Raw genomic sequence first — 24,159 nt, 5'->3', positions numbered from 1 at the left:
CGTGATGAAGATTTACGATGAATTTTATGCTGGAGACGTGGTCCTGCAGAATGGCTCCGTTCTCGCCGGGACGACCCTTGCCTATTCGACCTACGGAAAGCTGAACGAAGCCGGTGACAACGTTATCGTGTATCCGACCTTCTTTTGCGGTACGCACGCCGACAACGAATGGCTCATAGGTGAGGATCGCGCCCTGGACCCGCGTCGGTACTTTATTGTGGTGCCGAATCTTCTGGGAAACGGCTTGTCCACTTCCCCCAGTAACAGTGTCGCCTTTGCGGGCGCTAGGTTTCCGTCCGTATCCATCTACGACAACGTCAAGCTTCAGCATCGCCTCCTAACCGAGCGATTTGGAGCGCGGCGCGTTGCGCTTGCTGTCGGATGGTCAATGGGAGCGCAACAGGTATTTCATTGGGGCGCTCTATACCCGGACTACGTTGAACGGATAGCGCCATTCTGTGGATCCGCCCGCACATCGCGTCACAACTTCGTATTCCTTGAGGGAGTCAAGGCTGCGCTAAAGGCCGATCAGGCATTCGAACATGGAGCTTATCGCAAGCCGCCTGTCGAAGGCCTCAAAGCTGTTGGCCGCGTGTACGCGGGTTGGGGCTTTTCCCAAGCGTTCTATCGGTCCGAGTGCGATATCAAAGACCTTGGATTTCCGTCTCTCGAGGCATTCATTGAGGGTTTCTGGGAGGCGTTTTTCACCAAGATAGATGCCAATAACCTACTCTCGATGCTCGCAACCTGGCAGGCCGCCGACATAAGCTTGAACACCGTTTATCAAGGTGATTTTGCAAAGGCGCTAAGTTCCATCAAAGCGCGCGCGATCGTCATGCCGTGCGAAACGGATCTCTACTTTCCGCCCGAGGACAGCGCGGCCGAAGTCAGTTCGATGCCAAATGCGGAGCTAAGAGTTATCCCATCGATCTGGGGACATTCGGCAGGGGCGCTCGGTCTTAATAGGACGGATGTTGCATTCATCGACCAAGCGATCAAAGACCTTCTGTCCGCATGAAGGAGCGAGCCATCATGACACTTCATTATATGCCCGGGTTCGGCAACGATTTCGAAACGGAGGCGCTTCCGGGTGCTCTTCCTCAGGGCCAGAATTCGCCGCAACGCTGCGCCTATAATCTCTACGCCGAACAGCTTTCAGGGTCGCCGTTTACCGCACCGCGCGGCAGCAACGAGCGTTCCTGGCTCTATCGCATGCGTCCGTCGGTCGGACATATCCGCCGCTTCAGACGGACTGATCTTCCGTTCTGGAAGACAGCGCCGCACATCATCGAGCACGGCCGCCCCCTCGGCCCGTTGCGTTGGGACCCCATAGCTGCGCCTTCCGAACCGGTGACCTTTCTAACAGGTTTGCGCACGATCACCACCGCTGGCGATGTCTACACGCAGGTCGGTATGGCCGCGCATATCTATTTCGTGAACGCGCCGATGGTCGACGAATATTTCTTCAACGCGGATGGGGAGATGATGATCCTGCCCCTGCGGGGCAGCATTTTGATTTTTACGGAACTCGGAAAGATCGAACTGGGCTCCGGAGAGGTCGCGGTTGTGCCGCGCGGCATGAAATTCAAAGTGGAGCCTCTCGAGGGCTCGTCGACCGGCTATGTCTGTGAAAACTATGGCGCAAAATTCACGTTGCCCGAACGCGGTCCGATCGGCGCCAACTGTCTCGCCAATTCACGTGATTTCAAGACGCCGCTCGCTGCATACGAAGAGAAGGAATCGCCAAGCCGCGTATTCGTAAAGTGGTGCGGGCAGTTTCACGTCACCGAGATCGGCCATTCGCCGCTCGACGTCGTCGCCTGGCATGGCAACTACGCGCCCTACAAATACGATCTGAGGACATTTTCGCCTGTTGGCGCCTTGCTGTTCGATCATCCCGACCCGTCGATCTTCACGGTGCTGACGGCGCCATCAGGCGAAGCGGGCACAGCGAACGTCGATTTCGTCATTTTCCCGGAGCGGTGGGTGGTCGCCGAACATTCGTTCCGCCCGCCCTGGTATCACATGAACATCATGAGCGAGTTTATGGGATTGCTGTACGGGCAATACGACGCAAAGGAGACGGGCTTCGTCCCCGGCGGCTTCTCGCTGCACAACATGATGCTCCCGCATGGGCCGGACAAGACGGCGTTCGACAAGGCCAGCCACGGCGAGCTCGGACCCCATAAGCTGTCGAATACGATGGCGTTCATGTTCGAGACGCGGTTTCCGCAGCAATTGACTCAGTATGCGGCGGCCCTTTCGGGCATTCAGGACGACTATCCGGATTGCTGGATGGGACTGGATAAGGCCTTTGACGGGACGCCGGGCTCGACGGCACAGGGCGGCGTTCCATGACGATTGTCTCCGAACCGAGCCGCTGCAGTTGGATCGAAAGCGCAAATCTGCGCGATTGCGACTTTCCGATTCAGAACCTGCCCTATGGCGTGTTCAGTTCGGCCGGCTCCGCGCCGCGCTGCGGCGTTGCGCTCGGCGACCGGGTCATTGATCTCGGCGAATTGGAGACGGTCGAACTGATTGACGCTGGCGCGCCTGTCTTTGCGAGCCCGTCGCTCAACCGTTTTATGGCGCGCGGGCCTTCAGCTTGGGCGCGGGTGCGTCGGCGCCTCGTCGAACTTCTGAGCGAGGGAGGAGATCGGCGCCTTTTGGACGATCACGACCTCCGCGCACGGGCGGTGCGGCCTGCCGACAAAGTCCGCATGCACATGCCGTTCAAGGTCGATGGCTATACCGACTTTTATGCCGGACGACATCACGCGACCAACGTCGGCATGATGTTTCGCGGCGCCGAAAATGCGCTTCCGCAGAATTGGCTGAGCATTCCCATCGGATATAATGGCCGGGCCTCGACGGTCGTCGTCAGCGGTACGGACTTTCGCCGTCCGCTTGGACAGAAAAAGGCGCCTGCAGCAGAGCTTCCCGTTTTCGGTCCGTCGGCCCGGTTAGACTTCGAACTCGAAATGGGCGCCGTGGTGGGAATGCCGTCAAGGTTTGGCGAGCCGATCACGGTGGCTGAGGCCGACGCCATGATCTTCGGATACGTCCTCCTGAACGACTGGTCGGCGCGCGATATCCAGGCTTGGGAATATCAACCGCTCGGCCCGTTCCAGGCGAAGGCCTTCGCGACGTCGATCAGTCCTTGGGTCGTGCCGAAAGCGGCGCTGGAGCCTTTTGCTGTCGCTGCCCCAAAACGCGATCGTCCGCTTCTGCCCTATCTGCGAGACCAGGGCCCTATGTTCTACGACATAGAGCTCGAGGTCAGGCTCCGGCCCGAGGGCGCGGCGCGAGCGACGACGATTGCGCGGACCAATTCGCGCGAACTCTATTATTCGGCCGCTCAGCAACTCGCGCATCATGCCGTTTCGGGCTGTCTGATGAACACGGGCGACCTTTTGGGCTCGGGAACCATTTCGGGGCGGTCGAAGGACAGCCGCGGCTCTCTCCTGGAGCTGACCTGGGGAGGCGCCGAACCCATAACTCTGGACACCGGCGAGGCGCGCACCTTCCTTGAAGACGGCGACACCGTCACGTTTTCGGCTTGGGCCGAAGGCGAGGACTATCGTGTGGGCTTCGGCGAATGCGTCGGCAAAGTCTTGCCGGCGCCTGCCGAGCCGCCGTGGCCGGGCGAACGTGAAAACGCCGATGGCTGAGCCTATTCTTTTCGGGTATTGGCGCTCCTCTGCGGCCTACCGCGTGCGGATCGCAGCCAACGTAAAGGGCATTTCATATGCCGCGGCCTTCGTGCATCTGCGAAGGGGCGAACAACGAGGCGCAGCGAATCTGGCGCGCAACCCCGCTGGTTTGGTTCCAACTTGGAGCGAGGACGATTTCCAGCTCACTCAGTCGCTGGCGATCCTCGAATATCTCGATGAGACGAATCCCCGGCCGCCGCTTTTGCCGTCAACGCCGCGCGCGCGAGCCCTGGCGCGGGAGATCGCACTCGTCGTCGTCTGCGATATCCATCCCGTGGGCAATCTGCGCGTGCTCGAAAAGCTGACCACCGACTTCGGGGCTGAGGCGACTCAGCGCGCCGCCTGGAATCGACATTGGATCGGCCTCGGTTTTGCGGCGATCGAGGCGAGACTGGCGCAAACGGCCGGCGCGCATGCGATCGGCGATCAGATCACGCTCGCCGACGTCTGCCTCGTGCCTCAAGTCTACAACGCCAGACGTTTCGAGCTCGACCTTGCCGCCTACCCGACGATCGAGCGCGTGGACGCCGTCGCGCGAGCCCTTGTCCCTTTCCAGCAGGCCTCCCCCGAGGCCCAATTCGACGCGGAGTAACGTCCATGACAGCCAAAGCTTTCGCTTCTCAGGGTGATCTCACCGAGAAAGCAATTTCCTTCATCGAGGTTGGCAAAGGGCTGTGGGCCTTCACGGCCGAAGGCGACCCAAACACGGGCGTCATTATCGGCGATGACAGCGTCATGATCGTCGACGCCCAGGCGACGCCGCGGTTGGCCGCGAAGGTCGTGGAAAGAATTCGGGGCGTTACGGACAAGCCGATCAAATATGTCGTCCTCAGCCATTATCACGCCGTGCGCGTGTTGGGCGCGTCAGCCTATGGCGCTTCCGAGATCATCTCGTCGGACAAGGCGCGGTCTATGGTCGCGGAGCGCGGGCAGGAAGACTGGGACAGCGAGTTCCAGCGATTTCCACGCTTATTCCAGGGGCACGAGAGCATCCCAGGATTGACATGGCCGACGCTCACCTTCGGAACGCGCGCGACATTCTATCTCGGCAAGCGCCGAGTCGATCTCATGCATCTTGGCCGTGCGCACACCGCCGGAGACATCGTCGCCTTCGTGCCGGATCAAAACGTGATGTTCACTGGCGACATCATAGAGTATCAGTCAGCATGCTATTGCGGCGATGGACATTTCCATGACTGGCCGGAGACCATAGAGGCTATTCGCCGTTTCGACGTCGACGCTATCGCGCCCGGACGCGGCGCTGCGCTCGTCGGCAAGGAAGGGGTGAAGCAGGCGCTCGACAGCACGATTGATTTCCTCACGTCGACCTATCGCCCTGTTGCGCGGATCGCCCAGGGTGGCGGGACGCTGAAACAGGCTTGGGACGCGTGCCGAGCCGCCTGTGATCCAAAATTCAAATCCTACGCAATCTATGAGCATTGCCTTCCGTTCAATGTCGCTCGCGCCTACGACGAGGCGTTGGGCATGGATACGCCGCGTATCTGGACCGCCGACCGCGATCTGGCCATGTGGTCGGCCTTGCAGGGCTGAATCGAACAGCCGGAGCGCTGCTCCAAGGCGCCACAAAGAGGCGAAATGACCAAAATATTTGAGGTCCCCTTGTATCCCTATCGGCGAAGCGCCGATCAGGACGCCGTCTCGCCTGTCACCCATCCTGTCGTCGTGGTGGGAGCGGGGCCCGTTGGCCTGGCAGCTGCTATCGATCTGGCGCTCAAGAACATTCCGGTTGTCGTCGTCGACGAAAACGAGAGGGTGAGCTGGGGTTCGCGAGCCATCTGCTTCGCCAAGCGGCAACTCGAGATTTTCGATCGCCTCGGCTGCGGCGATGCCATGGTCAACAAGGGCGTTGTCTGGAGCCTCGGCAAAGTCTTTTTCCGCGACCGCAAGGTGTTCGAGTTTAACCTCTTGCCTGAGGGGGGGCACAAGCGCCCCGCTTTCATCAATCTACAGCAATATTATCTCGAACATTATCTCGTTGAGCGGATTCGCGCGCTGCAAGCTCAGGGAAAGCCAATTGACCTGCGCGGCGCTTCCAACGTCGTGGCTGTTGAGCCGGGCGATCGGAGGGTTCGGGTGACCGTGGAGACCCCAGAAGGCGCCTACGATATGAACGCCCAATGGCTCATCGCATGTGATGGAGCCGCGTCCCCGGTTCGCAATCTGCTTGGGCTCGATTTCGTCGGTCGCGTTTTTGAGGACAACTTTCTCATTGCCGATGTTGTGATGCCGGACAGCCCGAGATTTCCGGTCGAGCGCCGCTTCTGGTTCGATCCTCCGTTCAATCGCGGACAATCGGCGCTGCTCCACAAGCAACCCGACAATGTCTGGCGCATCGATCTTCAACTTGGTTGGAATATCGACAAGAAGGAAGAATCCAAACCGGAAAATGTCATTCCCCGATTGAAGGCCTTTCTCGGCGAGGACGCGCAATTCGAACTCGAATGGGTCTCTATCTATGCCTTTCAGTGCCGTCGGATGGAAAAATTCCGGCACGGCCGGATCATTTTCGCTGGGGACAGCGCACATCAGGTCTCCCCGTTCGGCGCGCGCGGCGCGAATTCGGGCGTACAGGATATCGACAATCTCGCCTGGAAGCTGAAACTCGTGCTCGATGGCGTCGCGCCCGAAGGTCTGCTCGATACCTACGACTTCGAGCGCGTCTGCGGCGCTGACGAGAACATATCGAACTCTTCGCGTTCGACGGACTTTATAACCCCGAAATCCGAGACGAGCCGACTCTTTCGTGATGCCGTGCTCGATCTCTCAGAGCTGTATCCGGCAACCCGGCCGATGGTGAATTCCGGACGTCTTTCCGTGCCCTGCACATATGACGGTTCGCCCCTCAACGGTCCCGATGACGCGGGCATGCCGCGTCGAACTCGCCCGGGATCGCCCGCCGTTGATCTTCCGACGCCGGAAGGATGGCTTCTCGATCGTCTCAATGGCGGTTTCCAACTCGTCACCATCAACACCGAAGCGCCGGAAAGACTTTTTGTAGAAGGCATAGAAGTGTCGCTCGTCTCCCTCTCCACAAGAAGCGTTGGCGGCGACCATATTAGGAAGCGCTATCTGGGATCAGTCGAAAGCGCTGTCTATCTCATGCGGCCGGATCAACATGTCGCGGCGCGCTGGGGCGCCTTCAACCCCGAGGCGGTTCAAAGCGCCGTCCGCGTCGCAATCGGGAGATGAGATGTGACTCGATTGAACACAGCGCCAAACATCGTCGATCCCGATGACTTCTATGCAGAATTGCTTGCTGCCCATGAAAGATTGTCAAAAGCGGACAGCGATGCGCTGAACGCCAGATTGATCCTATTGCTTGCAAACCATATCGGAGACCGAGAAGTGCTCACCGAGGCTCTGGCGGCGGCTCAGCTGAAGTCCATTGACATGATCGAGAAACATTCGTCCGAAATGTCCCGAATCGTCGGCCAAGTCGAAAAGCCGGCCTCCCCATAACCACCGCAGATCCGACAACTCCATCGGGCGGAGGGGGGATGGTCGATATCCGCCGTCTGCTGCTCTAGCGGGCTACGAACGCCGACGCCCGCCTCCAAAGCTCGCCAAAGCCGTTCATATTCAAGGCTCATCGCCGCGGAGAAGCCAATATAGGCCGCAAAGCATTAGACGCGCCGCTGCCCTCGGGGCCCGTCGAGGCCCGCACGTGACGCGAGACGGATACGTCTCGGCAAAACGCCGTAGCGCTGGCGCTATGATGCGCCGCTCGGTTGCCGCTGTCTCCCGCCCGACCTTATTCACCGATCATGCGCGGGTGCTCACAGCCCTGAATGGCCCGTTTTGATTGACGACATCGACGGCGATGGCGGCCGTCATCTCTTTCTTCAACTCGGCGCCGCATGCGGCAGAAAATCCAATTTGCCGTTTCTTTATCCAATCGGGCTTCCGGACTTTCTGTTTCTTTGCAGAGCCGCGGGCCACTCACGCCTTTGCTTCAGGCGCAAGCAGGTGATCGTCGTCCTCATGAAAATCCGAACCTCAGTTTCAAGCGAGACAACATCTGGGCGGAGCGTTGACGAGGCAAAGTCGAGCGCGGGCCAGCGATGGAGACGAGAATGGCGATGACGGTCAGGCCGCGCCTTGTCGCAGCGGTGCTCGCCGCCGAGCTTCCGAAAATGGGTCGTCGAAGCTTTATCCCAACGCGTCCTGCGGCATGCGAACGAGCGACGCTCACGTACTTAATGCCGATGCCCTCAAGTTTATTCGGCGAATAATTCTTTGACAGAGAAGGCGAGATATACATGAACATACCATCGGCGGAAGAGAACAAATCGCTCGTGCTCGAGGCGTTTGATGCGCTTTTTAACAAACGGGATTACGCCAAGGCGGCGGAGTTCTGGTCGGAGACCTACATCCAGCATAGCGCCCACATTGGGCCCGGACGAGACGGCCTGTTCAACCTAGTTCGGAACTTACCGGATACTCTGCGCTATGAGAACGCAGTCGTCCTCGCGGAGGGCGACCGTGTCATGCTGCACGGGCGGTTCAGTGGCCATGGTCGCCCTCGGGCCTGGATTGCCGCAGATATTGTGAGAATTGAGGGCGGACGCCTCGTGGAGCATTGGGATGTTTTGCAGGATGAGGCGTCTGCAGTGGAATCAAAAAGCGGCCTGCCGATGTTCGGCAATTTATTCGCGGAACCAGATCGTCACTCCGCACCAGTTGTCGCAGGCTCGCCGTTGACGATTGAGGAAGCGCGAGCGATCGTGGCGCCGCTGTATGACGCGCTGAACGAACCTGCCAAAAAGGACGTGGCGGCTCTGTTGGCCAACGCCGCCAATCCCGATTATCAATCGCACCACACAAATGAAGAGTGGCTCTCGCGCGACCAGCTCGGCGAGATATTCAAGAACATGGGCTCGGTCATCCCCGATTTGCGCTGGACGATCGAGGACATCCAGACGTTCGGCGACCAAATCGTGGTGCGTGGCAAAGCGACCGGGACGCCGACGGGCGAGTTCTGGGGAGCAAAGCCGACCGGCAGGGGCTTCAATACAATGGCGATCGATATATTCACGGTGAAAAACGGCAAGCTGGCGACCGCCTATCACGTGGAGAACTGGATGACCGCGCTGCAGCAGATCGGCAAGTAGGGCAGGCCGCTTGCCGGAGCATCGGGATACGTAGCTGGTCAAGTCTCCGTTACTGGCAGTGATCCCGGGGTCTGGCGAGAGCTCACCTGCATCTGATGGCGACTGCGGGTCGTTGAGGTCACTCATCAATTCCAACAGGCACAGGCACACATGAAAACCATTGGTTATGCAGCCCAGTCGGCCGCCACGCCCCTCGCTCCTTTCGCCTTCGGGCGCCGCAGCTTGCGTTCGGATGACGTGGCGATGGAAGTCCTTTTTTGCGGAATCTGCCACACCGACCTCCATCAGGCCCGCAACGACTGGGGTGGGAGCGCTTATCCGATCGTTCCTGGTCACGAGATCGTCGGCCGAGTCATTGACGTCGGCAGCAACGCCAGACGTTATAAGATTGGAGATCACGTGGCTGTGGGCTGCATGGTCGACAGCTGCCAGGAATGCGATCAATGCAGAAGGGGCGAAGAACAGCTCTGCAGGCGGGGTTTCACGCCGACTTACAACGGCCGCGATCGGATAGCCTGCGAGCCGACCTATGGCGGCTATGCAAAACACCTGGTAACGCGTGAGGAGTTTGTCGTGCGCGTGCCGGACGGGCTCGATCTTTCGCGCGTCGGGCCGCTGCTGTGCGCGGGTATTACGACCTATTCGCCCTTGCGCACTTGGAACGTTGGACCGGGCAGCCGGGTCGGGGTTATCGGCCTCGGCGGGCTCGGCCATATGGCCGTCAAACTCGCAGCAGCGCTTGGCGCCGACGTGACGGTGATGAGCCGGGCCAAAGATAAGGAAGGCGACGCGCTAAGCCTTGGCGCCGACCGTCTGCTGGTCTCCAGCGACCCGGATGCGATGACTGCCGCTGCGTCAAGCCTCGACATGATCATCGATACTGTGCCAGTCAAGCACGACATCAATCCGTATGTACCGCTGCTCGACGTCGATGGCACTCTGGTATTGGTCGGCCAAATCGGACCGCTGGCCGAACCGTCGACCGTTCCGCTGTTGCTAGGTCGGCGGCGAGTGGCCGGCTCGCCGATCGGCGGGATCGCCGAGACGCAGGAAATGCTCGATTTCTGTGCAAAAAAGAACGTTCTGCCAGACTGCGAGATGATCCGCGTGGATCAAATTAACGAGGCGTTCGAGCGGATGGAGCGTGCTGACGTGCGCTACCGCTTCGTTATCGACATGGCGTCGTTGGTTGGCTGAACTGATCAGGCTTAGATTAGTCCCTCTCGCTTTGTTGCGGCGAGGGAATCGCGTTGCGGTTTGTCGTCGTGACCTCGTCGTCGATTTCCCGCGCGCGGCTTTCAAAGGGACTCGACTCCGGGTTGACTTTACCACCGAACGTTAGTCGAACCTTAACATGAAGCGAGGAGCTCCGCCGCAGGGCAGGCGCGAGGCGACGTTGGGGGCATTTCATGAATTCTTTGGTGCGATCGGCCGGCATCGCGGCGGTGACGTTTGCTTGTGGCGTGGTGGGCATGCTGATTCAACTGACCCTGCCAGTCCAATATGTGACGGATGCGAGGGGGACCGTCGGCGCGATGGTCGGGCTCATCACCCTGTTGCTCGCCCTCGTGCTCGGGCTCCTCATCTGGACGGCGTTCTCGGTGTTCACGACGCAGCAGGCTGAAGCGCAGTCGCTTGGGCCGATGATCCTCGAACTCGATCTCGCGCTCGAAAAATATGGTCCCGAAGCATCGGGCGGGCGTGCTCTGCTCCAGGCAGGGCTTGCGAGCTCACGAAAGCGCTTCTACGGAGACCAAGCCCGCGGCCCACAAGCCTTTACGTTTGAAGAATCGCGCGCCAACATGCGCGGCCTAGCCGATTATTTTGATGGGCTTCGCCCGGAAACCGAAGGGCAGCGGCAAAACCTGGCGACCGCGCGGCAATTGGCGACGACGGTGGCGCAAACGCAAAACTTGATGGCGCGCCAGCTCTCCAATCCGGTGCCGCCCTTCCTCCTCGTCGTCGTCGTCTGCTGGTCCGGCGCGCTTTTCCTTGGCAACGGTCTCGTTTCGAGCCCCAACGCCGTCACTATCGCGGCGGAAGCTGCGGGCGCGATCGCCATCGCCAGCGGCATCTTTCTCATCCTCGAACTCAGTCAGCCTTATTCTGGCATGTTCCGGCTTCCCTCGACCGGAGTCGACAAGTTGATAGACCTTCTCAAAAGCTGATCGCGGATCGTGCTTGGTCTAAGGAGCGACGCAGTTCCGAGCCGGGAAGTTGCGGACTTCGCCAGGCGCTCGCCGGCGGTGCTGGCAGGCCATCGAAGCGGCAGCACGAACCCGTCGAAGGCGGTCAGCTATCCCCTTCGCTGCAAGCGACGCCATTCGCCGGGGCTGCATCCCTCGAAGCGAGCGAATACCCGCGAAAAGTGGCTCTGGTCCCAGTAGCCGCAAGCGAGAGCGATTTCCGCTAAGCTCTCGTTCGTGTCTCGGAGCATCGTTTTGCTGCATTCAACCCTTCGCCTCATCAGCAATTGGTGAGGCGCCATGTTCATTGTTTGTTTGAACGCCTGCATGAAGTAGCTGCTGGAAAGGTTGCAAACCTGAGCGAGTTCAGAGATTGACGGGTTATTCGCTAAATTGGCCTCGATGAAATCGACGATGCGACGGGCCTGCCATGGCGCCAGGCCCCTATGTCGGCGTCCGGCGGCGGGAACGCCCCCGTAGGTGGTGACGACATGCTCGTGAAAGGCGAGGGCGACGTATTCGACAAAGGCTGAACTGACGGCGCTGGGGTTGGCTAAGGCTGGGACAACAATCTTGGCCAAGTGGAACAATATCGGGTCACGCTCACCAAAGGACGACTGGAAGAGCCCGCCAACACGTCGGAGCCCTTTTTCGTAGGCAAGATCGTCAATCGTCCTCTGGGATATATAGCAGCGCAAATTATCGAACTCTGTACCAAGTCCGACAGTTGGTCTTGCGCTTAAGTCGAACAGGAAAGCGCGGCCCGGTTCCTGGACCTCTGGAAGGGCAACTACCCTATTTCCATACCTCAGGTCCGAGAAGGAGGCAGGGATCAGCGGGATTTGGAAGGTGAATGCGTTTTCTGGCCGTGGGCTTATCGAGCGCGCGGGGTTTGCTCGCTCATTACGCATTCTGGAAAATACTATCGGCGCAGCGCCGGACATGCGCGCTTCAAGCGTCGGCGCTTGCGCCAACTGAAATCGTTTGACAAGGTTGTCCTCGAAGGAAAGTGTTGCCACAGTTTGTCAGCCTATGACCTGCTTGCAACCGTTTTCGTCAGACCTGCCAATTGACCGCGAATCAACGCTGTGTGAGCAAGGCGTCGACCGATGCCGGCCTTCAAGATTCGGCAAACCGTTCATTGTTGAAGCACCGGCTCCGACATTGCAGCCGTTGTGCGCATTGTTCGGATCGAGAGCAAAAGCGACGCAAGAACGCAAAGGCTTCCGACCCAGCCGAGCGCGGATGGTGCGGCATACGTCAAGGTCACGGAGCCGAGCGCGGCGCCTAGCGAGAAGCCCAAGAACATGAAGGAGGCGTTGAGCGAGAGCACGACCGGCGCGACCTTGATTCCGGCGATGCCAATTAGCCGCGTCTGCTGAGCCGGAAAGAAGGCCCAAGCCGACAGGCCCCAGACGACGATCGCGACGAGCGCCGGCCCGATCGCGACGGCCTTGGATAAGAGCGTCGCGCTCACCGAGAGGCTGGCGAACGCGAGCGCCAGAAAGAGCAGGCCAAGAAGGATCACGGGTTGGGGCCCATGCTTATCCGTCAGGGTTCCGCCGACAAAAATCCCGGCCGCCGCGGACAGTCCCCACACGAACAGCACGGCGCTCAGATAGGAACCTTCGATCCCAGCCGTCGCGTACAGAAACGAGGCGATGTAGGTGTAGACCGTATAGGCGCCGGTCGCCCAGAGTGTCGTGACGAACAGGGTCCCCGCGACGCCCGGTCGGCGGATAACGCCGAGGCGCTCGCGCAGTCCGACGGCTGGCAGGTGAGAGCCGACATCTCGGGCAAGTCCGGCCAGGAGGCCAAGCGTCGCGATCAGCGCCAGGACGCCGACACCCGCGAACATCGCGCGCCATCCGAATTTTTCGCCGATGATTGCGCCAAGAGGGACGCCGAGCGCGACTGCGACCGTGGTCCCACCGCTGACGATGGCGAGAGCGGCGCCCCTTCGCTCCGGCCCGACCAAGGCGCCAGCAAGGGCGTTGGCGTTCGGGACATAGAGTCCGGCCGCGACGGCCAGGAGGACGCGCGCGGTCATCAGCGCCCAGTAATCTTTCGCGGCGAAGGCAACGATGTTCGCTAGCGCGAAACTGATCATCGAGAGGACGAGCAGGCGGCGCCGGTTGAGGTTGCCCGTGAGCGCCGTGAGGATCGGCGAACTGACAGCATAGGTAAGCGCGAAGACGGTCACCAACTGCCCAGCCGCGGCCACGCTGACCGTCAGGTCGCCGGCCAGGCTCGGGAGCAACGGAGCGATCATGAACCCCTCGGTGCCGATCGCGAAGGTTCCGAGCGCCATCCAGTAGATCGGCGTCATCGTGTGAGAGGCTGAGACCGTGGACATAGCGAGCATCTCCCTAATTCAGAACATAAAGACGAACGTTCGTCTTAAAATTCGCAAAAGGCTCGGGCGATCAGGCAAGGAGGTGGGCGAACGCGATCGTCGTGAAGCGGTCGAGCGGGGCGCCGGACTTCTCGACCCGGGCGCGTAGTAGGGTTCCCTCAAAAGCATCGAGGAGAAAGGCCGCGAGGTCAGCCGGATTGGTCATGGTCGACACCGACCCATCTGCCTGGGCGTCCCGAACGGCATCCTCGATATCCTTCGTCCACGAGGCAAAAAGCGCAGCCAACCGTTCGCGAATGAGCGGGCTGTGATCGGCAAGTTCAGCGCTGAAGTTGCCGAGCAGACACCCACGTCCATAGTCGAGATCTGCGTACATCTGGCTCAACCCCGCGAAATGACGTCGTAGCCTTTCCAAGGGGGGAAGTGTTTTGTCCCGCAAGGCCTTGCGTCGCGAATTGCTCTGCGCATAGCGCTCGACGATTTCAGCGGCGAGCGCCTCCTTGCTGGCGAAATGGTTGTAGAAGGAACCCGTCGGCGCCCCGGCCGCATCCGTGATGTCTCTTACGCCACAACCGTTGAAGCCCTTCTCCAGAAGGGTTTTTAGGCCGGCCTCAACTATCTGCTCGCGAACGTTGTGTCTTGCCATTGCGCACCAATACGAACGACCGTCTCAGTTTAATACGAACGTTCGTCTTAGATGTCAAGACCCGATTCAAGACTCACCGCGGGGAGGGGGCGTGAGCAGCTCATGCCCCCGTCCTTTCTGATGTCGCGGGCGCGAGGTCCCAGGCGGGCTCGCTTCCGAAGCTTGCGATCAGGTAATCGATGAAGCGGCGCGCCTTCAGCGAGACATTGCGCGCCGTTGGATAGACTGCGTGGATCGCAAGGTCCGAAGTGCGATGGTCGGGCAACAGGGCGATCAACTCGCCGGTCGCTATCCGCCCGCCGAATACGAAGGTCGGGCCGTAGGCGACGCCGGCTCCGGCGAGCGCGGCCGCAAGAAGCATCTGCGTGTTGTTCGCCTCCATGCGAAGCGGTCCATCGATAAGGTGACGCTGGCCCTCCGGGTCCGTGAGCGTCCAATCGCCGGCCGAGACGGCTTCGCTGAAAGCCAACCGAGGCGCGCCGCGCAGCTCTTCTGCATTCCTCGGGGCGCCGTATCGCTTGAGGAAGTCGGGTGATGCGCAGAACGCCATGCGGCAAGGCGCTAGGCGTCTGGCGACGAGATCGGAATCGAGCAGCCGGCCGATCCGGATCGCTACGTCGATCCCCTCGCCGAGCAGGTCGACATAACGGTCGTTCAGTATGACTTCTACGGCGACAGCGGGGTGCTGCTCAAGGTAGCGGGCCAACACGTCGCCAAGATGCATCGCGCCGAAGGTTACAGGCGCAGCAACGCGCAGCACGCCACGAACGACCTGTTGCGCATCACTGGCCTCGCGGTTCGCATCCTCGACTTCCTCGAGGATGCGTTTGCAGCGTGTGTAATAGGCTCGGCCCACATCGGTCACGCTGAGCTGACGGGTGCTGCGCTGCATCAGGCGGATATTGAGATCCGCTTCGATCGCGGAGACATGCTTGCCGGCCATCGAGGCCGACAGGCCGAAACGCTGCGCCGCCCGGCTGAGGCTGCCCTCGTCAACGGCTGCGACGAAAACCGCCATGCTGGTGAGGCGATCCATGACCTGCTCCAATTCGATAGCGTGATTATCATATGCCGATCACATGGTGGAGATTATCGATCAAGGCTACGCGGTCTATGTTCCGGGTCAAGGGCGGTCGGAAAGCCGGCCGGACTTTCAAGATCAAGGAGATAGCCAATGAAAATCGCTTCGAACGGCATTCGGGTTCACGTTGAGGAACAAGGCCGCGGCGAACTGTCCCTCGTGTTCCTGCATTATTGGGGCGGCTCGTCGCGCACTTGGCGCAACGTGATCGCCGCCCTTCCGAATTCGCACCACACCGTTGCGATCGACCACCGCGGCTGGGGCGAATCCGATGCGCCGGCGGGCGGCTATGGCTTGGTCGATCTCGCCAACGACGCGCAGGGCATTATCGAGGCGCTGGATTTGAAGCGATACATTCTGGTCGGCCATTCGATGGGTGGCAAGGTCGCGCAACTCATGGCCTCGCGCCGCCCGAAGGGCTTGATCGGCCTGGCCCTTGTCGCCCCTTCCTCCCCTCCGCCCCTGGCCATCCCCCCCGAGGCGAGGGAGACGATGGCTGGCGCCTATTCGACCCGCGAGAGTGTCGGTATGGCGATAGACCATATGCTGACAGCCAAGGTTCTCAGCCAGAAGGACCGGGAGCAGGTGATCGAAGACAGCCTGCGTGGCGCGCCGCAGGCAAAGGCGGCATGGCCATGGTCCACTAGCTTGGAGGACATCAGCCGTGAGGTGGAGGCCATCAATGTGCCCACGATCGTCATTGCTGGCGAACTCGATCGGGTCGACAGTGTCGACACGCTCAAGGCGGAGCTGCTGCCGCGCATTCCGCACGCCGTCATGCATGTAATGCCTGGTACTGGGCATCTGTCGCCGCTGGAGTCGTCCGACGAACTTGCGCGGCTAATCGTCGACTTCGCCGATGCCCGGGCCAAAGCCGAGCCGAATGGGACGAACGGCAATGCGACCGGCGCTGCGTCCTAACCGTACGTGTAACGGCGCGTATCCGCGAAAGAGGCTGCAAGAGGGAGATGCATGACTATGCCGTCCGCATCAGGCAGTTAGCTTTCTGATTTTGGCATTTCCAATTCTCCAAACCGTTCGAGAATGAAGGCCTCGAGGGCTCTTGCCGCTGGCTTCAGGCGTTTGTTCGGAGGGGTTGTGAGATAATAGGGATGCGTCATCGGAACGGATTGATCGGACAAGCGGACGAGCCGTCCTTCTCGGAGATCGGCACCGACCGTCGGCATGTCACCCATTGCTATGCCCACCCCTGCACGAGCAGCTTGCAACGTCAAATGAGCCCCATCGAAATAAATGCTCCGGATGTCGTCGGATGGAACGACGCCGCAATTGATGAACCAACGCATCCACGTGTCCGTGTTGTGTTCGTGAATGATTGTGTAGTCGAGCATGTCCCTCGGCCGTAGACCCTGGTGAGCGATTGGTAGGCGTGGGCTGCAGACGGGGAAAAACCTGGAATGGCCCAGAAGCGTCACACGTCTGCCCGTCTGTTCCGCGCTACCATAGGCGATAGCAACATCTGCGTCCTCGACTGGACTTGGTAGATGCCAAGAGCTGGTCATCATCCGCACGCGCACGCGTGGAAATAGAACAACGAAATCACCGAGGACTCCAGCCAACCAATTAGCCCCCAGCCCGGGCACACTGACGACGATCAGGTTTCCTTCGAATTCGCGGCCTTTCAATTCGGTGAGTGTTCCCGCAATGCGATCGAAGCCAGCCCGAACGGCTTCGAGAAGCCGTTCCCCAGCATCAGTGAGTTTCATCGGGCGCGTACTGCGATCAAACAAAGGCATCGACAATTGGTCTTCAAGACCACGAACATGATGGCTAATCGCAGCGTGGGTAACACCCAAGTCCGCTGCGGCCAGCGTGAGGTTCTTGTGCTCAGCTGCGGCTTCAAAAGCTCGAAATGCATGGAGGGGGAGGCGTGATCGCTTCATCGGGTTTTAAGCCTCTGACTCCTGTCGTGGTCTGCCGACTTTATCACGCGGTGTAAGCTAGATTTACAATCATTGGTCATTTTTCTCAATTGCGTAAAAACATTCTCACACTTAGCGTCTCTCAAGTTTGGCTGCGGGGATGCCACAGTGGAGGCAAGAATGCTGGATGACGGGCGCGAGAGCGCGAGAGCTGGCTCCGCCGACGATCAGCCGCGATGGAGCGTGAACGCCCAAACGGGTGTTCTTACCGACGTTTTGCTTGGCAAGCCGGACCATTTCGAATGGACCAAGCTCAATGCCATCTCCGATGTAGCTCAGGAGAACCAGGAGCACATGGGATACCGCTTCGACAAGCAGTTGGCCATGCGCCAGCACCGCGAGATGGTCGACATCTACGAAGCCAATGGCGTGCGTTGCCATTTCGTCGAGGCCGATGAGGGCCTCAAGGCCAGTGTCTTTACCCGTGACTCCAGCTTCATGACTCCGTGGGGGGCTGTCGTCGCCAGTATCCAGACGCCGCCGAGGCGACGCGACTATGCGGTTGCCTCGCAGTTCTACCGCGATGCCGGCATTCCGATCTGGAAATGGGTGACGGCCGGGCATTTCGAGGGCGGCGACTTTGTTATCCTCAAGCCTGGCGTGGCATTGCTCGGATATTCCGGTACCCGCTCAACCAGGGAAGGGGCCGAGCAGGTCGCCGACTGGGTGCGCGAGAAGAGTTGGGAGGTGTTCGTTGTGCCGATCCCCCACCAATTCGTTCACATGGATGCGGCGGTGGTGATGCTGGAGAAAGGACTCGCCCTGATCTGCGAGGATGCCCTGCCGCCCTACGCGCTCGACGTTATCAAGGTGAAGCACGGGATACGCTCCATCAATGTTCCCTATGCCGACTGCGTACGGCTCGGCGGCAACGTCGTCAGCCTGGGGCGCAAGCGCGTCTTGTCGATGTCACACAATCGCAACATCAACGCTCGCCTCGAGGAGGAAGGCTTCGAGGTCTTTGCTGTCGACTACGACATGTTCGCCCTCGGTGGCGGCGGCGTTCACTGCTCATGCCATGAACTCAGAAGACTGCCGGAGTAAGCAAAGGAGGGAGAACCGGGAGGAATCGTCCCCATGGCGGGCTCCGCAGAAGCAATCAACAGAGCCAAAAAATAAGGGGAAAAGACCATGACATTTATCAAACGCTGCTTTGCCAGCGCCGCCGTTCTCGCGATCGTTGTCTCCACAACCGCCGCCAATGCCGGGTGCCTCGACGACATCAAAAGTCGTGGGGTCATTCTGTCCGCAAACGGACAAATGGGCACCAAGCCTTTCGTCTGGAAAAACGACCAGACCGGGGCATATGAGGGTTTCGAGCCGGAGCTATTTGCGGAAATCGCCAAACGTATTGGCGTTCCAAAATGGGATTATGCAATCACCGAATGGACGACGATGATTCCTGGCCTGAAGGCGGGCCGCTGGGATATTATCCTGTCTGGGATGGCCTCAACTCAAGAGCGCATCCAGAGTGCAGGAATCCTCTTCAGTCGACCGTACTTCATGATGATCGACCACGTCATCGTGCTTAAAGATTCGCCGATCCACTCCATGGCTGATCTTAAGGACAAAATTCTGTCGAGCACATTGGGGACCATGGATTCCCTCACCGCGCATAGGCTGGTCGATCAGGGGATGGCCGCCAAGGTGCAAGACTTCAATACCTTTGGCGAACCCTTTGTTGCCTTGCGTAACAAACAAGTCGACGCGATCATTTTCGATCAAACTACGTTCAAGGCGGAAGCGGATCGTAGCGGAGATCTGAAGATCGTGGGAGACGCCCTCCCTTATCAGCCCAAGCCGGAATGGCTGGAAGCGGAGAACAAGGCGCCCTATGTCCTGGGCGGCCTCGCCGTCGGCATGCGGCGCGAATGCTCAGACCTCGCTGAAGCTGTCAACAAAGCGCTCGCCGACATGGAGGCGGACGGCACTCGCAAGAGCATCCTCGAGAAGTACCGCTCGTGGGGACCAGAGCAGGCGACGCTGATGAAGTGATGACTGCGTTGCGGCGCGTTTGTAGCGCGCCGCTTTCCCCGCGGGAGAGCGCCAATGTACGAGTTCTTCGTAATTCTGATCCCGCGCCACATGCCCTTTCTAATTGAAGGCGCTTTGGTGACTGTCCAGCTAGCAGTGCTAAGCATTGCGGTAGGAATTGTTATCGGTCTCGTGGTGGCGTTGGGACGGCTTTCGTCCTTCCGCCCGTTTCGATGGGCGCTCACCACCTATGTCGAGATCTGGCGCGATGTTCCGCTCATAGTGCAACTCTTGGTGATCTATTTCACCTTGCCGGAGATCGGCATTTCCCTGCCAGCGTTCGCTGCTGGAGTGCTCGGCCTCAGTCTCAACGTCGGCGCCTATCTTTCCGAGGTTTTTCGGGCGGCCATTTTGTCGGTCGACTCGGGACAGAAGGACGGCGGCCTGTCGATCGGAATGTCGCGCGTCATGATCTATCGCCGGATTATTCTACCCCAGGCCCTTCGGATCGCTGTGCCCACTATCGGCGGATATTTCATTGGCCTCCTCAAGGATACGTCGTTAGTGTCATATATCTCCGTCAGCGAGTTGTTGAGAAACGGCGTGATCATCATCTCGAACACGTTCCAGAGCATGCAAATCTATTTGATGGTGGCGCTCATCTACTTCGTATTGAGTTTCGTTGCCTCAATCCTAGTTGCTCGTCTTGAGCGCCGTCTGACCCCAGCGTACTTGCGGGCTGGGCACATCACGCCAGCAGGTGCACATCCATGAATCAGATAATCTTGGAGCGCCCGATGGCACATGTGGACAATGTGATGCCGGGCAAAACGCTGCTGCAGGTGCGTGACCTCAAAAAGCGGTTCGGTCATTTCGAGGTTCTGAAGACCATCGACCTGGCAATCGAGGAAGGCAAGGTCACCTTTCTGATCGGGCCGAGCGGCGGAGGCAAGTCGACGCTTCTGCGCTGTCTCAATTTCCTGGAGAAGCCATCTGGCGGCGAGATCACTTTCGACGGTGAACGGTTGTGTGGCGAAGAGGCCGGGAGGTTCGCCTGCGCGCCAGAGTCGGTGCTGCGACGGGTCCGCACCCGCATGCCGATGGTGTTCCAGCACTTCAATCTTTTTAACCACCGAACCGTTCTAGAGAACGTGGTCGAGGGGCCGATTTTTGTTCAACGTCGCAACCGCGACGAGGCCATAACACACGCCCAGGATATTCTGAGACGAGTTGGTTTGTATGACTGGAGCGATCGCTTTCCAGGGCAACTGTCAGGCGGGCAGAAGCAGCGCGTTGCGATCGCCAGAGCGGTCGCCATGAAGCCGGACCTTATCCTTTTCGACGAACCCACATCGGCTCTCGATCCGGAACTCGTTTCGGGCGTGCTGGACACGATCAAGGCTCTCGCCGAGGAGGGGAGCACAATGGTGGTGGTTACGCACGAAATGGCATTTGCGCGGCGCCTCGCCGACACAGTACATTTCGTCTGCGACGGCGTTATCGCCGAATCCGGACCGCCGGCGCAGCTATTCGACAATCCTCGCAGCGAGCGACTCAAAAATTTCATCGGCTCGATTCTCAGATAGCCTTTATGAAGTCAAAGACACCTGCCCGGGATGGCCGCGCTCGACTGCTCGACACCCTTCTCGACAGCAGGGCGCCACCTCCTCTATTAGGCGCTCGCCTGATCGGGTGGGGAACAATCGCCGAACATCGGAAGGCCGCTGACAGATTCCACTCGGGTTGCTTCGTCCTGTAGAACGTCCCAGCGTTCAGCAAGCTTGCCTGCTATTCAAGGGCGCGGAGCCACCAGGTATTTGCGACGAGAAGGTGCCCCTTCAGTCGGCAACCGCTAGGAGAAGGCAGCCGTAGCCTGGCAAATCCGCCACGCGATCGCCGCCGATCTGACCGACGAGCGCCGCGCCTTTGGGGAGCCCTTTCACCGAGACCGGCTCGGCGCGCGTGTTGAGGACGAACAGCAGACGCCGCCCGGCGCCTTCGCGCATAGTCGCCTCGACCCCATCGGGCAAGTCCGGGACGAGCGGCTCCACGCCAGCGCGGGCGATCATGTCGATGCTAAGCGCATTCACCAAATCGTCCGTCAGGTATGTTCCGAGATAGAAGACGCGGCCCTTGCCCACTTCGCGAACGGTGATGGCGGCGCGGCCCTGAGCGAATCCGCTGGACCACGCGCCGAGCGCCTCCACGCCGGGCGCGAGCTCAAGCAACTCGTACATGTGGGCCGCCACGATCTCGTGATTGCCCAATTTGAGCGTGACGCGTCGGCGCGCGGAAGTCGCCGGATGCGCCTCGCGCACATTCGCGGCGCGATAGCGGCTTGTGTCGAACAGCCCGTCGCGGCCCGGCGCAGGAAGACGGCCGAATTCCTCGACGACGACGCCGGTCAGTTCCGACAGGCTCAGTCCTGGCGCGGGCCTGCGAATGACGTGATTGTTGGCGTCGCGCGAGCCGGTCCTGGCGCTGAAGATCGCCGTTCCGCCATTGCGTACGAACGCTTCCACACGCGCAGTCCATTCGTCGTTCCAGATCACCCAATGGGGCACGTAGAGCAGCTTCAGCCTCGACAAGTCGTCCTTCGGATGGATGAAGCCGCAGGCGATCCCATTGCGATAGCAGTGGCGATGCAGGATCATGCCGTCGTCGTGAGGGCTGGGAAGTCCTATCGGATAAGCGCGATGCGCCTGTTGATTGTCGAAGTCAGCGCCGGCGATGCCGACGTCCATGCGCACATGCGTGCCAAGGAGGGTGCCGCTGATCTCAGCCATTTCGACGGCGAACTGCTTGGCCTCGTCGTAGCGCCGGCGCGGGATGTCGTCGTGATCGAGGATCCCCATCCAGTAGATTTCGGCGCCAAAATGGGCCGGCCGCCAGCGGAAGAACAGGAGCCCGTCGGCGCCGCGGGCGACGGAGGAATAGGCCATTCGGCGCATCTCGCCGGGCTCGGGGGTCAGTGTGGTGAAGCCCGGCTGCGAGCCGATGCCGGCTTGCTGTTCGGGCACGATGAAATTGCCGCTGAAGCCGCGACAGATATCGAGGTGGAGCGCCTGGATCTCCGCGTGGCCGCCGATGCGCTGCATCTCGTCGTAGAGTAGGGGATAGATGTCGTAGCCCAAGAAGTCGAGGTCGGTCGAGAACTGACCTCGAAAATCGATGTCCTCGAGCCGGCCTAGATTGTGAAAGATGAACCATTTGGAGTTAGCGGCTCTCAATATCTCCACCTGGTCGTGCTGGAAACGAGCGGTCGCGAACGCCAGGAAGCGATGATAGTCCTGGGCGTGACCAGGACTGACCCAGCCTGGATTGCCATCGACCGGAAAAACCACGTCGTCGAAGTTATCGTAGTGCGTGGCCCAGAAGCTTCCGCCCCACGCGAAATTCAACCGATCGATGGTCTGGTATTGCGCCTCCAGAAATTTCTGGAACTCGATTCTGGCCGGTTCCGAGAAGGACAACGATTCCGTTGTGTTGAGCTCATTGTCGGTCTGCCAGCCGATGACGTTCGGGTTGTCACGATAGTGATCGGAGAGCGCGCGCGTGATGCGTTTGCTGTGCTCGCGGAAGACCGGGTTCGTCGTGTCGGCGTGCTGACGCGATCCGTGGCTCGCACGACGTCCGTGCTCGTCGACTCGTAGCACTTCGGGATGCCTCCGAGTGAGCCAGCGGGGCGGGGTCGCCGTGGGCGTGCAGAGGATCGTCTGCACGCCATGGTGGGCAAGACCATCGATCGCGCGATCGAATAGGTCGAAATCGAACACCCCCTCGCGCGGCTCAAAGATGTGCCAGGCGAATTCTCCCATGCGAACGACATTGAAGCCGGCAGCCGCCATGCGCTGTGCGTCGCGCTCCCAGTAACTTTCGTCGACATGCTCGGGGTAATGCGGCGCGCCAACCAGGAAACGGTCCATGTCGATGGGTCGCCAGACCGAGATCGGCGCACTACGAGATTTGTGAAGCAAGGGAGAACTCCGGTGAGGTAGGCTAGATGGATTTCGGCGCCGACAACGTGCGCAGGCCGTCTCCGCCGAAGAGATAGGCGTCGTCGGGATTGAAGCGCAGGCGGACCGCGGCGCCAGGGGGGGCGGCGACCGCGCTCGCGACATGGACGGTGAGATTGGCCGTTCCCGTGTCTGAGCCGACAGAACGCAGTGGGCCGGCATCGACATAGAGAATAGTTTCCCGCCCGAGCAGTTCGACAAGCCGCACAGTCCCGGGAATTCCCGCGCCGTCGGTCGGCGTCAGCGATTCCGGTCGAAGGCCGACGGTGACGGCCGATCCGGGGGCCAGATCGGCGCCGGGCCTGAGCGGCATGGCATAGGCGCTCGCGCCGGCAAGCTGGATGGTCGCGACGCCCCCCACGATCGCCTCAACCGTCCCGGCCAGGAAATTCATGCGCGGCGCCCCGAGAAATCCCGCCACGAACTGATTGTCCGGGTTGCGATAGAGATCGAGCGGCGAGCCGACCTGCTCGATGCGCCCGGCGTTGAGCACGACGATGCGGCTCGCCATAGTCATAGCCTCGATCTGGTCGTGCGTGACGTAGATCATGGTGGCATTGAGTTGCGCGTGTAGCGAAGCCAGTTCGACGCGCATCTGGGTTCGCAGCGCCGCGTCGAGATTGGACAGCGGCTCGTCGAACAGGAAGACTTCGGGCGAACGCGTGATTGCGCGACCAATGGCCACCCGTTGGCGCTGGCCGCCCGAGAGCTGTCGCGGCAGTTTTTCGAGCTGGTCAGTGAGGCGCAGCGTCGCCGCCGCGCGCTCGACCGCCACGCGGATTTCCTCCTTGGGGCGGTTCGCCATGCGCAGGCCGAAACCCATGTTTTCGGCGACCGTCATGTGCGGGTAGAGCGCATAGGATTGAAACACCATCGCGATGCCGCGATCGGACGGCTGCGCGCTGGTGACGTCGCGACCGTTTATGACGATGCTGCCGGAGGTGATCGCCTCGAGTCCGGCGATCGCCTTGAGCAGAGTGGACTTGCCGCAGCCTGAGGGCCCCACCATCACGATGAATTCGCCTGGATCGACGGAGAGGTCGATGGCCTTCAGTGCGTGGAAGGCGCCGTAGCTCTTGGTGACCCGTGAGAGTTGAAGCTTGGGCATCAGG

At 60.2% G+C, this 24,159-nt stretch carries 22 protein-coding genes; 15 read left to right on the top strand and 7 right to left on the bottom strand.

All coding sequences use genetic code 11. The annotated features are described in order from the left end of the window. Nucleotides 1–4 precede the first annotated feature (4 nt). From GSQ90_RS24090 to GSQ90_RS24045, 10 genes are all read left to right on the top strand, one after another. On the top strand, nucleotides 5–1,018 hold the full coding sequence (locus tag GSQ90_RS24090; protein ID WP_158817508.1) for an alpha/beta fold hydrolase: 1,014 nt from the start codon (nucleotides 5–7) through the stop codon (nucleotides 1,016–1,018). 14 nt (nucleotides 1,019–1,032) lie between these two features. Then, on the top strand, nucleotides 1,033–2,358 hold the full coding sequence (gene hmgA, locus GSQ90_RS24085) for a homogentisate 1,2-dioxygenase (protein WP_210254963.1): 1,326 nt from the start codon (nucleotides 1,033–1,035) through the stop codon (nucleotides 2,356–2,358). Beyond that, nucleotides 2,355–3,671: a fumarylacetoacetase gene (gene fahA / locus GSQ90_RS24080; RefSeq protein WP_158817506.1), complete on the top strand. Its 1,317-nt coding sequence runs from the start codon at nucleotides 2,355–2,357 to the stop codon at nucleotides 3,669–3,671. Before hmgA ends, fahA begins: the two co-directional genes overlap by 4 nt. Further along, nucleotides 3,664–4,305 carry a maleylacetoacetate isomerase gene (gene maiA / locus GSQ90_RS24075; protein ID WP_158817505.1) on the top strand — a complete coding sequence of 214 codons (642 nt, stop codon included), beginning with the start codon at nucleotides 3,664–3,666 and terminating at the stop codon, nucleotides 4,303–4,305. Before fahA ends, maiA begins: the two co-directional genes overlap by 8 nt. A gap of 5 nt (nucleotides 4,306–4,310) precedes the next feature. Then, nucleotides 4,311–5,264: an MBL fold metallo-hydrolase gene (locus tag GSQ90_RS24070; protein WP_158817504.1), complete on the top strand. Its 954-nt coding sequence runs from the start codon at nucleotides 4,311–4,313 to the stop codon at nucleotides 5,262–5,264. A gap of 45 nt (nucleotides 5,265–5,309) precedes the next feature. Next, nucleotides 5,310–6,923 carry an FAD-dependent oxidoreductase gene (locus tag GSQ90_RS24065; RefSeq protein ID WP_158817503.1) on the top strand — a complete coding sequence of 538 codons (1,614 nt, stop codon included), beginning with the start codon at nucleotides 5,310–5,312 and terminating at the stop codon, nucleotides 6,921–6,923. A gap of 3 nt (nucleotides 6,924–6,926) precedes the next feature. Further along, nucleotides 6,927–7,193: a DUF2783 domain-containing protein gene (locus tag GSQ90_RS24060; RefSeq protein ID WP_158817502.1), complete on the top strand. Its 267-nt coding sequence runs from the start codon at nucleotides 6,927–6,929 to the stop codon at nucleotides 7,191–7,193. A gap of 800 nt (nucleotides 7,194–7,993) precedes the next feature. Then, nucleotides 7,994–8,845 carry an ester cyclase gene (locus GSQ90_RS24055; RefSeq protein WP_158817501.1) on the top strand — a complete coding sequence of 284 codons (852 nt, stop codon included), beginning with the start codon at nucleotides 7,994–7,996 and terminating at the stop codon, nucleotides 8,843–8,845. 150 nt (nucleotides 8,846–8,995) lie between these two features. Beyond that, nucleotides 8,996–10,042, top strand: a complete 1,047-nt coding sequence (locus tag GSQ90_RS24050) for an NAD(P)-dependent alcohol dehydrogenase (RefSeq protein ID WP_158817500.1) — start codon at nucleotides 8,996–8,998, stop codon at nucleotides 10,040–10,042. A 212-nt stretch (nucleotides 10,043–10,254) separates the two neighbouring features. Further along, the gene (locus GSQ90_RS24045) at nucleotides 10,255–11,013 is read left to right on the top strand and encodes a hypothetical protein (RefSeq protein WP_158817499.1); all 759 of its coding nucleotides are present in this window, start codon (nucleotides 10,255–10,257) and stop codon (nucleotides 11,011–11,013) included. Between the two features lie 128 nt (nucleotides 11,014–11,141). Here the strand turns inward: GSQ90_RS24045 and GSQ90_RS24040 are convergent, their stop codons facing one another. The 4 genes from GSQ90_RS24040 to GSQ90_RS24025 form a co-directional block, all read right to left on the bottom strand. Continuing rightward, the gene (locus GSQ90_RS24040; RefSeq protein WP_158817498.1) at nucleotides 11,142–12,050 is read right to left on the bottom strand and encodes an AraC family transcriptional regulator; all 909 of its coding nucleotides are present in this window, start codon (nucleotides 12,048–12,050) and stop codon (nucleotides 11,142–11,144) included. A gap of 119 nt (nucleotides 12,051–12,169) precedes the next feature. Continuing rightward, a complete protein-coding gene (locus tag GSQ90_RS24035; RefSeq protein ID WP_210254962.1) occupies nucleotides 12,170–13,387 on the bottom strand; it encodes an MFS transporter in 1,218 nt (405 codons plus the stop codon). A gap of 70 nt (nucleotides 13,388–13,457) precedes the next feature. Continuing rightward, the gene (locus GSQ90_RS24030; protein ID WP_158817496.1) at nucleotides 13,458–14,033 is read right to left on the bottom strand and encodes a TetR/AcrR family transcriptional regulator; all 576 of its coding nucleotides are present in this window, start codon (nucleotides 14,031–14,033) and stop codon (nucleotides 13,458–13,460) included. A gap of 100 nt (nucleotides 14,034–14,133) precedes the next feature. After that, nucleotides 14,134–15,069, bottom strand: a complete 936-nt coding sequence (locus tag GSQ90_RS24025) for a LysR family transcriptional regulator (protein WP_158817495.1) — start codon at nucleotides 15,067–15,069, stop codon at nucleotides 14,134–14,136. A 138-nt stretch (nucleotides 15,070–15,207) separates the two neighbouring features. On the opposite strand from GSQ90_RS24025, the gene GSQ90_RS24020 reads away from it, so the two are divergent. After that, nucleotides 15,208–16,035, top strand: a complete 828-nt coding sequence (locus tag GSQ90_RS24020; RefSeq protein WP_158817494.1) for an alpha/beta fold hydrolase — start codon at nucleotides 15,208–15,210, stop codon at nucleotides 16,033–16,035. A 77-nt stretch (nucleotides 16,036–16,112) separates the two neighbouring features. Here the strand turns inward: GSQ90_RS24020 and GSQ90_RS24015 are convergent, their stop codons facing one another. Beyond that, nucleotides 16,113–17,018 (bottom strand): LysR substrate-binding domain-containing protein, encoded by a 906-nt coding sequence (locus tag GSQ90_RS24015; RefSeq protein WP_158817493.1) that lies wholly within the window; start codon nucleotides 17,016–17,018, stop codon nucleotides 16,113–16,115. 159 nt (nucleotides 17,019–17,177) lie between these two features. On the opposite strand from GSQ90_RS24015, the gene GSQ90_RS24010 reads away from it, so the two are divergent. From GSQ90_RS24010 to GSQ90_RS23995, 4 genes are all read left to right on the top strand, one after another. Continuing rightward, nucleotides 17,178–18,101: a dimethylarginine dimethylaminohydrolase family protein gene (locus tag GSQ90_RS24010; RefSeq protein WP_158817492.1), complete on the top strand. Its 924-nt coding sequence runs from the start codon at nucleotides 17,178–17,180 to the stop codon at nucleotides 18,099–18,101. Between the two features lie 87 nt (nucleotides 18,102–18,188). Then, nucleotides 18,189–19,052 (top strand): ABC transporter substrate-binding protein, encoded by an 864-nt coding sequence (locus GSQ90_RS24005; protein ID WP_158817491.1) that lies wholly within the window; start codon nucleotides 18,189–18,191, stop codon nucleotides 19,050–19,052. Between the two features lie 54 nt (nucleotides 19,053–19,106). Beyond that, the gene (locus GSQ90_RS24000; RefSeq protein WP_158817490.1) at nucleotides 19,107–19,805 is read left to right on the top strand and encodes an amino acid ABC transporter permease; all 699 of its coding nucleotides are present in this window, start codon (nucleotides 19,107–19,109) and stop codon (nucleotides 19,803–19,805) included. A gap of 23 nt (nucleotides 19,806–19,828) precedes the next feature. Then, complete coding sequence (locus GSQ90_RS23995; protein ID WP_305848682.1) at nucleotides 19,829–20,617, top strand: amino acid ABC transporter ATP-binding protein; 789 nt, start codon at nucleotides 19,829–19,831, stop codon at nucleotides 20,615–20,617. Nucleotides 20,618–20,869: 252 nt separating this feature from the next. Here GSQ90_RS23995 and GSQ90_RS23990 read toward each other — a convergent pair whose 3' ends face one another. Next, nucleotides 20,870–22,957, bottom strand: coding sequence for a beta-galactosidase (locus GSQ90_RS23990; protein ID WP_158817544.1), 2,088 nt, complete (start codon nucleotides 22,955–22,957; stop codon nucleotides 20,870–20,872). A gap of 73 nt (nucleotides 22,958–23,030) precedes the next feature. Further along, nucleotides 23,031–24,155 (bottom strand): ABC transporter ATP-binding protein, encoded by a 1,125-nt coding sequence (locus GSQ90_RS23985; RefSeq protein ID WP_158817489.1) that lies wholly within the window; start codon nucleotides 24,153–24,155, stop codon nucleotides 23,031–23,033. Nucleotides 24,156–24,159: the final 4 nt, after the last annotated feature.

Origin of the sequence: Methylocapsa sp. S129, from assembly GCF_009765995.1 — a bacterium.
Classification (GTDB): Bacteria; Pseudomonadota; Alphaproteobacteria; order Rhizobiales; family Beijerinckiaceae; genus Roseiarcus.
This window is presented reverse-complemented; position numbering and strand designations above follow the sequence as displayed.